The following is a 9,060-nucleotide window of genomic DNA, read 5'->3' as shown; positions in this document are numbered from 1 at the left end:
CACTACCGGATCCTGGTCAGCCGGTGGGAGCAGCGACCTCGGGCGCTGCTCTACGTGTTCACCGTGCGGGATCCGATCCCGGTCTTTCGCTTGCCGTTGCAGGCGGGGGATGAAGAGCCGGAAGTGGATCTGGGGCGTCTTTTGCAGATGATTTATGACCGGGCGGCATATGATCTGCGCGTAAACTACGAGGAAGAGCCCGTTCCGCCCCTGGAGCCCCCCTTTGCGGAATGGGCCAACGCCCGGTTAAGGGAGCAGGGCGCCCGCAGGGTTCGCTGAGTATAAGTAGAAGTTACGCCATTCGTCTTTTCCTGGGGTTTTCGGAGGATGATGTTGATCCCTCCAGCGGGCTCTTGACTGCATGACTCTTGAACATAGGGGGTGTGCGATGAGCCAGGAGATCACGGTCAGTGTGATTAAGGCGGACATCGGGGGCATGGTGGGCCACTCCGGGATCCACACGGATCTGGTGGCCCTGGCCCGCCAGCATCTGGAGGACGCTCAGCGTCGGGGCGTGCTTGTTGATTACTATGTGACCTGGTGCGGGGATGACCTTCAACTGATTATGACCCACCGCCATGGCGTTGACAGCTCCATCATCCACGGCCTCGCCTGGGAAACCTTCGAACGGTGCACCATCAAAGCGAAAGAGATGAAGCTTTACGGGGCCGGGCAGGACCTCATCGCCGACGCCTTCTCAGGAAACGTTCGGGGGATGGGACCGGGCGTAGCGGAGATGTCCTTCATTGAACGCCCCTCGGAGCCTATCATCATCTTCATGGCCGATAAGACTTCAGCCGGCGCCTGGAATCTTCCCCTCTTCCGCATGTTTGCTGACCCCTTCAACACGGCCGGTCTAGTGATCTCCCCTGCGATGCACGATGGCTTTCGCTTCGAGGTCCATGATGTCAAAGGCCACAAGCGGATCTTCTTTAATTGTCCCGAGGAGATGTATGACCTGCTGGTCTACATCGGGGCGCCGGGCCGCTATATGATCAAGGCCGTTTACACCAGGAAGGGAGAGATCGCGGCCGTCTCTTCGACCGAACGCCTCTCCCTGATCGCGGGACATTACGTGGGGAAGGACGATCCGGTGTGCATTGTGCGGGCGCAGGGGATCTTCCCCGCCGTCGGGGAGATCCTGGAACCCTTCACCATGCCGCATATCGTGGAGGGCTGGATGCGGGGCTCCCACTACGGGCCGCTGATGCCAGTCCCATTGCATCATGCCAAGTGCACCCGCTTCGATGGCCCGCCGCGGGTGGTGGCCCTGGGCTTCCAGCTGGCCGATGGCCGGCTGATCGGCCCGCGGGATATGTTCGATGACCCGGCCTTCGATGAAGCACGACGACTGTGCAATGTGATCGCGGATCATTTCCGGCGTCACGGGCCCTTCGAGCCTCATCGCCTGCCGATGGAGGAAATGGAATACACCACGCTTCCCGAGGTCGCCGAGCGCCTGGTGGGTCGCTGGGAGCCCATGCCGGAGCCCCGTCCGGCGGTCGCTGGGGGGGATGGCAGCGCGGCCGAGGCGGATTGATCGAACGGGGATTGGGGCAGGCGACGAAACCGCTCGCCCCACCGCTATCCTTCCCTGACATTGCCCATAGCGCAACTTGCTGAGGTTCTGTGGCTTTATGTTTTGGGGGAGTCGGGGAGCTGGATGGGGACCGAAGCCCCCACCCAGCTCCCTAGAAAGATCTTTCTTCCCCTTCCTCGCGGCTCCGGGAGCCGCAAAGAGGGTTTCTCCCTCCTCCCCATGACCCAGAGGGCTGTGAGGAGGGGAAAGACTTTCTCCCACCTCTCCGGGGCCTCTGGGTCTTGGAAAGTCTCTTTACTCCCCGTTTGCCTTGCCCTCTCCTCTTGACTACACTCATTAAGAACCATCCAATGCCCAATTCTAACCTCCTTCCTGAAATCCGAAGAGGCCACAGGGCATGGCAACCTCCTGGAAACGATCGAGATCCGCCACGGGATTCTTCCGATCCGGGCGGAGGATCCTGCTCTCGCTGGCGCTGGGGATCGGCCTCCTGGCCCTCCTGGGGCTGGAGCTGGCATGGCGGGGTATGGCCGCGAGCGCTCGCCCTCAGCAGGAGAGTTCCTCGGTCTGCTTTTATGTGGATCCCCTCGATAGCCAGGTCCGTTGTGTGCCTCGCTTCTTCCCCCAGGCGGCCGCCACGATCACCGACCGGGTCTCCCTCCGCCTCCAGGCCCTAGTGGCCGGACCGACGGCCGAGGAGCGGGCGACTGGATTGTGGTCCCCCCTGCCCTCGGGAGCGCGGGTGGCCAGCTTCCAGTGGTCCGGCCAGGTGCTCACGCTCTACCTGGAGCTGCCGGCCCCTTATCTGGAGCGGACCAGCGGGGAGGAGCCAGCCCTGAGCCCGTGGACCGTGGATCGGGCCGCTTATCTCTTCCTGCGGCACCTGGAGCCCTTCGGGGTGCACAATGTGCAAGTGCTGGCCCGGAACCCGGCGGACGGACGGTTCTACGCGCTCTCTTGGTTCCTGCGGGAACCTCCTCCCACCAACAAGCCCAAGGAGCTGGCGCGGGCGAGTGGGGAGCCTCTTGCTCCGATGAGCGTCGCCGGTCAGCCTCCTGCTTACAGCCGCCCCCAGGCCCAGGGGTTCCTGAGCGGGAAAGCGATTTATCTGAGCGCAGGCCACGGCTGGTATTGGTATGCCCCAGGCAACCGCTGGCAGACCCAGCGGGTGAACACCAATGGCTTGGTGGAGGATCTGAACAACGCCGAAACCCTCAACCAGTTCCTGATGCAGTATCTCTACAACGCAGGGGCGGATGTCTGGCCGGTCCGAGAGCGGGATATGAATCCCTGGGAAGGGATCGCCGACAACGATAACCCCCAGGCCTATCAGGAACAGGGGGCCTGGTCCCCAGGGACCCTGCCCGGCTACAATGGCGGGACCTATCGGACGGCGCTGACCGCCCTGGGGGCGGTCACCGCCCAGGCGGTCTGGACCCTGACGCCGCCGCGGGATGGCGTGTATGCCGTTTACGCCTGGTATACGAGCGGCTCCAATCGGAGCACGGACGCGCAATTCCTGATCGAGCACGCCGGGGGCCGCAGCGAAGTCCGGGTCAACCAGCAGGGTCACGGCTACACCTGGCGCTATCTGGGCTCCTTCCCCTTCCGGGGCGGGCAACCCGCGCGGGTGATCCTCACGAACCGAACGGAGCGCCCGGAGAACCTGAACCGTGTGGTGGTGGCGGACGCGGTTCGGATCGGTGGGGGGATGGGCACGGTGACCGGAGATGGGCCGCCATCCAGCCCCGGGCCGAGCGGACGGCCCCGATGGGAGGAGGCGGCCCGTTACTGGGCGAAATACCAGGGGGCTCCGCCCTCAGTCTACGATCCTTTCCAGTGCTCTACTTATAGCGCGTGTGGGGATCAAATCGACGACGTGACGGCCCGCCCTCGTTACGCCGAATGGGAACGCGAGCCCTTCGATGATCCGGTTTACTTCTCGTTCCATACCAACGGCTACAACGGAACGCTTCGAGGAACGGAATCTTACGTTTACGACAACAGCGATCCGAACTACCGGCGCACCCCGGGGAGCCTGGAGCTCCAGAATGCCATCCACACCCAGGTGATCCAGGACATCCGGGCGGGGTGGGATCCGAACTGGATCGATCGGGGGAAGAAACAGGCCAACCTGGGGGAATTGCGCCTTCTCTCCACGATGCCCGGTGTCCTGTTAGAAGCGGCCTTCCATGACAACCCGCAGGACGCAGCCGCGCTCAAGGACCCTCGCTTCGCCATGCTGGTGGCCCGCGCGGTGTATAAGGGGATCGTGCGCTATTACGCGCAGCGGGATGGCCGTTCCCCCATCTTCCTGCCGGAGCCTCCGCAGGCCCCGTTGGCCCGTCAAACAGGACCGGGCCAAGTGACGCTTTCCTGGCAGCCTTCCCCCAGCGATGGCGGTGTGCTCCTGGGCCATCCGGCTACGGCTTACAAGGTCTACACCAGCACCGATGGCTTTGCCTGGAGCGATGGGGTCCTCGTGAACAGCCCCTCGTATACGCTCTCCGGTCTGCCCGAGGGCACGACGCTGTTCTTCCGGGTGACCGGCCTCAACGCGGGCGGTGAATCTTTCCCGACCCCGGTCGTCGGGGTGCGGGTTGGGCCATGGGGAGCGCCCCGACTGCTCCTGGTAGACGGCTTCGATCGGCTGGATGCGGCGATGCGGCCAACGGAGAACCTGGGGGGAAGTCTGGGCCTGGTCACGCGCATGCCGATCGCGCGGATGAACGGCTTCGACGCCCTGGCTGGTGTGGGCCGCGCGCTCTCCATGCCCTTCGATGGGGCCACCGACGAGGCCGTCTCCGGCGGGTTCGTGGGTCTGGAAAACTATCCGATCGTCCTCTGGCTGCTGGGCGAGGAAGGGTTCTCGGAGCCGACCCTGGAAGATAGCGTCCGGGCGCGGTTGCGGAACTTCCTGGCGAACGGCGGACGGCTGATCCTCAGCGGGTCCAACATCGGCCAGGATCTCAGCCAGCGGGATCCAGGCTTCCTGGCCGATGCGCTCCGGGTGGGCTTCGTCGCCGACGACGCAGGGGCTCGCACGGTCCGCCCCGTTCCGGGGAGCCTGCTGGACGGAATTGGGGATCTGACCCTGGATGATGGAACGATGGGGAGCCATCGGGTGACCACGCCGGATGTGCTCGCTCCAGGGCGCGACGCCCAGGTTCTGATGCAGTATCCAGACGGCCGGGCGGCGGCGACGTTCTTCGGCGCGCCATGTCCGCAGGCGGTGGTCTTTGGTTTCCCCCTCGAGAGCACATGGCCGATGGCGGCTCGGGCGGCGCTCCTATCTCGCCTTCTGAATGCGATGACGGCATGCGGAGCCCCGCTGGAGACCGCGATCACCGTGCCCGCTCCGAATGCGCGGTTGAATCAAATCCCGGTCATCGAGGGGACAGGATCCCCATCGGATATCACGGGAGTCCAGGTCGCGCTTCAACGGACAGCGGACCAGCAATGGTGGACCGGGAGCGGATGGGGTGGGGAGCCGGTCTGGTTGACAGCGACCGGACGGCTTTCATGGTCGTGGACGCCTCCCCCGGATCTGACCGAAGGGACGTATGGGGTGCTGGCCCGGGCGATACGAGGGACGACGGTGGATCCCACCCCGGCGGCAGTGACGTTTACGCTGGACCGCACTCCACCCGGGGTGCCGATGCTGATCACCCCCACCGTGACCATCACCTACACACCGCCGATTCGCTTCGAGTGGGCTCCCACCGGATCGGAGCCCCCCTCTGGATACGTTCTCTTCATCAACAACGCTCGCCTCACGGTGACCACCCCTATTTTCCTGGCCAACCTGGTCCCCGGGGAATATCAATGGACCGTTGCGGCCTTCGATGCGGCTGGCAATCTCTCCGGGACGCCGCCGCCGGTCCGGTTCTACGTGGCCCCAGGCGTTCGTGGATCGATGCTTTACCTCCCTCTGATCTTGCGGGAAGCGGGGGCCGTTTCGCCTCCACCGCCCACCTGTGAGGATCGGCTACGCAACGGGGGATTCGAAGCCGATTTGGCAGGAACCTGGGAGATTCTGAACCCGAGCGCTCCCATCGCGCGGGTCCAGAGCCCGGTCTATGAAGGGCAGTGGGCTGTCCGTCTGGGCGATCTCCAGGCGACTTCTGCTTCCTATGCCACCCTCTGGCAGCGGGTGAATCTGGACGGGCGCCAGGTGACATTAACCCTTTGGCGCCTTCCGCAGATTCGAGAAAGTGGGGATCGGTTCTACATCGGTTTCCGGAACGCACGAAATGAATGGGTGCCCCTACTGGTGGATCAGGCGAACACCGGGATATGGGCGGCCGTGAGCCTGGACCTGACGCCCTACAGCGGGCAGATCATTACGCTGACCATCGGCGTTTACAATAATGGAAGCGGATGGGGGAGCGCGACCGTGATCGATGGGGTCCGTCTGGAGGTTTGCCGTTAAAGGAAGGCCTGCGGATCCCTATGGATGATCGGAGGATTTTGGGACGGGGCCCCTTCGGTGCTGTCCCGGAAGGTGATCCATGGGATAGGAGCATGATGCGCTATGCGAGCGCAAACGGTCTGGCTGCTGATCCTTCTTAGCGCGATCGTGATCGCAATGCTGGTCACGCCGGTAGCCCGGGCGGTAGCCTTCCGGATCGGGATGGTGGATCATCCCGCTCCGCGCAAGCTCCACACCCGGCCGATCCCCCTGCTGGGGGGCGCCGCGCTCTACCTCGCGGTCTTGATCGCCCTGCTCATGCTGGAGGATCGCTACAATCTCCCCCAACTAGCGGGAATCCTAGTGGGAGCCACGGCGATTTCCTTTCTGGGGATCTGGGACGATCGATGGGGACTTCGACCCATGATCAAGCTGGCCGGGCAGATCGCCATCGCTGGGATCGTGATGGCCACCGGCGTCATGGTCTCTCTCTTCCCATGGCCGATCCTGAACGTTCTGATTACGCTGCTCTGGCTGGTGGGGATCACCAACGCCTTCAATCTGATCGACAACATGGACGGCCTGTCCGGCGGGATCGGCGCGGTCTCGGCCGCCTTCTTCCTGCTCCTGGCGGCGCTGAACGGCCAGTATCTGGTGGGGGCCCTTTCGGCGGCCGTGCTGGGCGCCTGCATCGGCTTCTTGCGCTACAACTTCAATCCGGCCTCGATTTTTATGGGGGACGCCGGGAGCATGTTTCTCGGCTTCCTGATGGCCGTTCTGGGGATTAAATTGCGCTTCCCGAACAACGTGGCCTTTGTCACGTGGATGGTCCCGGTGCTGGTCCTGGGGATCCCCATCTTCGACACCGCCTTGGTGGTCTTCTCCCGGCTGCGCCGAGGCCTGAACCCATTGACCACACCGGGGAAAGATCATCTCTCCCATCGACTGGCGCGGGCGGGGATGACCCATCGGGAGGCGGTCCTCACGCTGTATCTGGCCCAGGCGGCGCTGGGGGCCCTGGCGCTGTTTGTCGCGATGGCGGGGATGCTGGAGAGCTATCTGATCGGAGCCATCGTCGGGGGCATTGCGCTCCGGGCCCTTTGGCGCCTAGAACGGCCTCCGTTCTGGGAAGGGTAGCGCGTTTATCGCTGGATAAAGCACGAATCTGAGGCAGAAACCCGCGAGGGAAGCGTGGGCAAGAGAGCGGTGGGTCTGGTGGCCATCGTTTTGTTGGGGTTCGGATTGTGGATGGGGCTTGCCCAATTTCGACCCGCAGCCCGTCAACCCCCTCCTTCTGGAACGGCCCGGATCATTCTGATCACCCGTTCTCCGGCGCCCAGCCCTACCCTTTTGCCTTCCCCCACGCCGACGTCGATGGCGCAGCGGATGGTCGTAACGGGCACCGGCGGCCTGGGCCTGCGGCTTCGGGAAGGGCCTGGGCTCCTCTATGCGGTGGTCACCATTCTCAACGAGGGAACCCCTCTCTCGGCCTTCCCCGAGTCCGTTGAGGCGGATGGCCTACGCTGGCGTCGGGTTCGGACGGAAGATGGAGCGTTCGAGGGATGGGTAGCGGAGCCCTATCTGGCTCCGACCGATTAGATCTCTACGCCAGCTCCGGCTGGATCAACCCGTAATTTCCGTCCCGCCGGCGGTAGACCAGATTGATACTGGCCGTCTCGGGATTATAAAAGATGAAGAAATCGTGACCCAGGAGCTCCATCTGCTCGATCGCCTCCTCCGGGGTCATGGCGGTCACCTCGAACCGCTTAACCTTCACGATGCGGCCCCCCGTCTCGCTTATTTCTTCTTCTGAGGAGGCAACCTCTAAGGCCTCGGGGCGGATCCGTCCTTCCCGGCGTCCTTTAAAGCGCTCGATCCGCCGTTCCATCTTATCCACCACCAAGTCAATCGCCGCTAAAAGGTCCGCGTGGCGTTCCTCCGCGCGCAGGAGGATCCCGGGAGTCATCCGCAACGTGAGCTGAGCGATCTGGCGTTGATCTCGACTTCGGGTGTTCTCCTGGGCGAGCTCCAGCTCTGCCTGAGAAACGGTGGGCAAAAAGCGTTCCAGGCGTGCGATCCGCTTTCGGGCGTAAGTTTCAATCTGATCCGTGATCTCGATGTTTCGTCCTCGGATGACCAGCTCCATTGCTATTCTCCTCCTTTGGAAAGCTCAAAGACGCAACTTCTGGTCCCGCTCTTCTTTCAAGATCACCCGGGCCAATGTGAACCCCCAGACGGACCGTGCCCCCGCCTGATAGAGGGCTGCTGCGCACGCTTCCAGTGTCGCCCCGCTGGTGCAAACGTCGTCCACGACCACGACCCGCTTCCCCCACGCCCATTGGGGATCGGCGGCGAAAGCCTCTCGCACGTTCTCCCGACGGGCCCTCTGAGCCAGTCCCACCTGAGATGGGGTCGCCCGAACCCGGCGCAATGCTTGAGGATGCATAGGAAGCGCCAAGCGTTCCGACAGAGCCTGGGCCAGGACAGCGGCCTGATTATATCCCCGCTGGCGCTGGCGAGCGCTGGAAGTCGGAACCGGGACCAACAGGTCGGCCTCCATTCCGAATCGGGTCCAGCCCTCCACCATTCCTGTGGCCAGGGCCTGGGCAAGGCGATATCTACCATGAAATTTTAACTGGTGCAACGCCCGCCGGATCGGGCCGGAATAGATATAACAGGATCGCACGCCGTCCAGATGTAGAGGATCTTCTTTACAGCGTGAGCAGCGTTCCCCTCTTAACCAGGGAATGCCACATAAAGAACAAACGGGGGGAAGCAGCGGGCTCACCGTCGCGGCGCAGGCCGGGCACCATGGCCATTCAGGGCGCCCACAGCCAGCACAACGAGGGGGGAACAGGAGGTCCAGGGCCTCCTCCATCAGACGGGCGATCGGTCGAGGGAGATGAAGGGTTGACAAGGGTTTCCAACCGTGCTGAGAACCACGAAGGACACCCCTTCGTGGCGGAGTTTAGGGAAGGAATCCGCCGCCAAATTGCTTGATCACAATCAGCAGGGCCGGCCCTAGGAGGACGACGAAAATGGCTGGGAAGATCAGGAAGACCAGCGGGAAGAGCATCTTGATCGGGGCCTGGCGGGCCAGCTCCTCTGC

The 9,060-nt window shown here is 63.4% G+C and carries 7 protein-coding genes and 2 pseudogenes; 5 read left to right on the top strand and 4 right to left on the bottom strand.

What is annotated here, in order from left to right:
• The 5 genes from NZM16_RS05695 to NZM16_RS05675 all read left to right on the top strand — a co-directional run.
• Positions 1 to 279 (top strand): DUF4058 family protein (locus NZM16_RS05695; protein ID WP_295479220.1); only part of this gene is annotated, 279 nt, incomplete at its 5' end.
• A gap of 109 nt (positions 280 to 388) precedes the next feature.
• Positions 389 to 1,540 (top strand): fructose-1,6-bisphosphate aldolase/phosphatase, encoded by a 1,152-nt coding sequence (gene fbp, locus NZM16_RS05690; RefSeq protein ID WP_295452318.1) that lies wholly within the window; start codon positions 389 to 391, stop codon positions 1,538 to 1,540.
• Between the two features lie 397 nt (positions 1,541 to 1,937).
• A complete protein-coding gene (locus NZM16_RS05685; RefSeq protein WP_295479217.1) occupies positions 1,938 to 5,972 on the top strand; it encodes an N-acetylmuramoyl-L-alanine amidase in 4,035 nt (1,344 codons plus the stop codon).
• Between the two features lie 102 nt (positions 5,973 to 6,074).
• The gene (locus NZM16_RS05680) at positions 6,075 to 7,088 is read left to right on the top strand and encodes an MraY family glycosyltransferase (RefSeq protein WP_295479214.1); all 1,014 of its coding nucleotides are present in this window, start codon (positions 6,075 to 6,077) and stop codon (positions 7,086 to 7,088) included.
• A gap of 54 nt (positions 7,089 to 7,142) precedes the next feature.
• Positions 7,143 to 7,550 (top strand): SH3 domain-containing protein, encoded by a 408-nt coding sequence (locus NZM16_RS05675; protein ID WP_295452313.1) that lies wholly within the window; start codon positions 7,143 to 7,145, stop codon positions 7,548 to 7,550.
• Positions 7,551 to 7,554: 4 nt separating this feature from the next.
• Here the strand turns inward: NZM16_RS05675 and raiA are convergent, their stop codons facing one another.
• The 4 genes and pseudogenes from raiA to NZM16_RS14005 form a co-directional block, all read right to left on the bottom strand.
• Complete coding sequence (raiA, locus tag NZM16_RS05670; protein WP_295452310.1) at positions 7,555 to 8,097, bottom strand: ribosome-associated translation inhibitor RaiA; 543 nt, start codon at positions 8,095 to 8,097, stop codon at positions 7,555 to 7,557.
• A gap of 24 nt (positions 8,098 to 8,121) precedes the next feature.
• Positions 8,122 to 8,496, bottom strand: coding sequence for a ComF family protein (locus NZM16_RS05665; RefSeq protein ID WP_295479211.1), 375 nt, complete (start codon positions 8,494 to 8,496; stop codon positions 8,122 to 8,124).
• Positions 8,497 to 8,673: 177 nt separating this feature from the next.
• Positions 8,674 to 8,829 (bottom strand): annotated as a pseudogene (locus NZM16_RS14010) (double zinc ribbon domain-containing protein); the annotation flags it as partial.
• Positions 8,830 to 8,919: 90 nt separating this feature from the next.
• Positions 8,920 to 9,060, bottom strand: a pseudogene (locus tag NZM16_RS14005) (type II secretion system F family protein); the annotation flags it as partial.

This window comes from Thermoflexus sp. (assembly GCF_025055495.1).
Classification (GTDB): domain Bacteria; phylum Chloroflexota; class Anaerolineae; order Thermoflexales; family Thermoflexaceae; genus Thermoflexus.
This window is presented reverse-complemented; position numbering and strand designations above follow the sequence as displayed.

Excerpts from the sequence above, each read along its gene's own strand:
- NZM16_RS05680 (WP_295479214.1), top strand. The coding sequence starts at position 6,075 with ATGCGAGCGCAAACGGTCTGGCTGCTGATCCTTCTTAGCGCGATCGTG.
- raiA (WP_295452310.1), bottom strand. The coding sequence starts at position 8,097 with ATGGAGCTGGTCATCCGAGGACGAAACATCGAGATCACGGATCAGATT.
- fbp (WP_295452318.1), top strand. The coding sequence starts at position 389 with ATGAGCCAGGAGATCACGGTCAGTGTGATTAAGGCGGACATCGGGGGC.
- NZM16_RS05685 (WP_295479217.1), top strand. The coding sequence starts at position 1,938 with ATGGCAACCTCCTGGAAACGATCGAGATCCGCCACGGGATTCTTCCGA.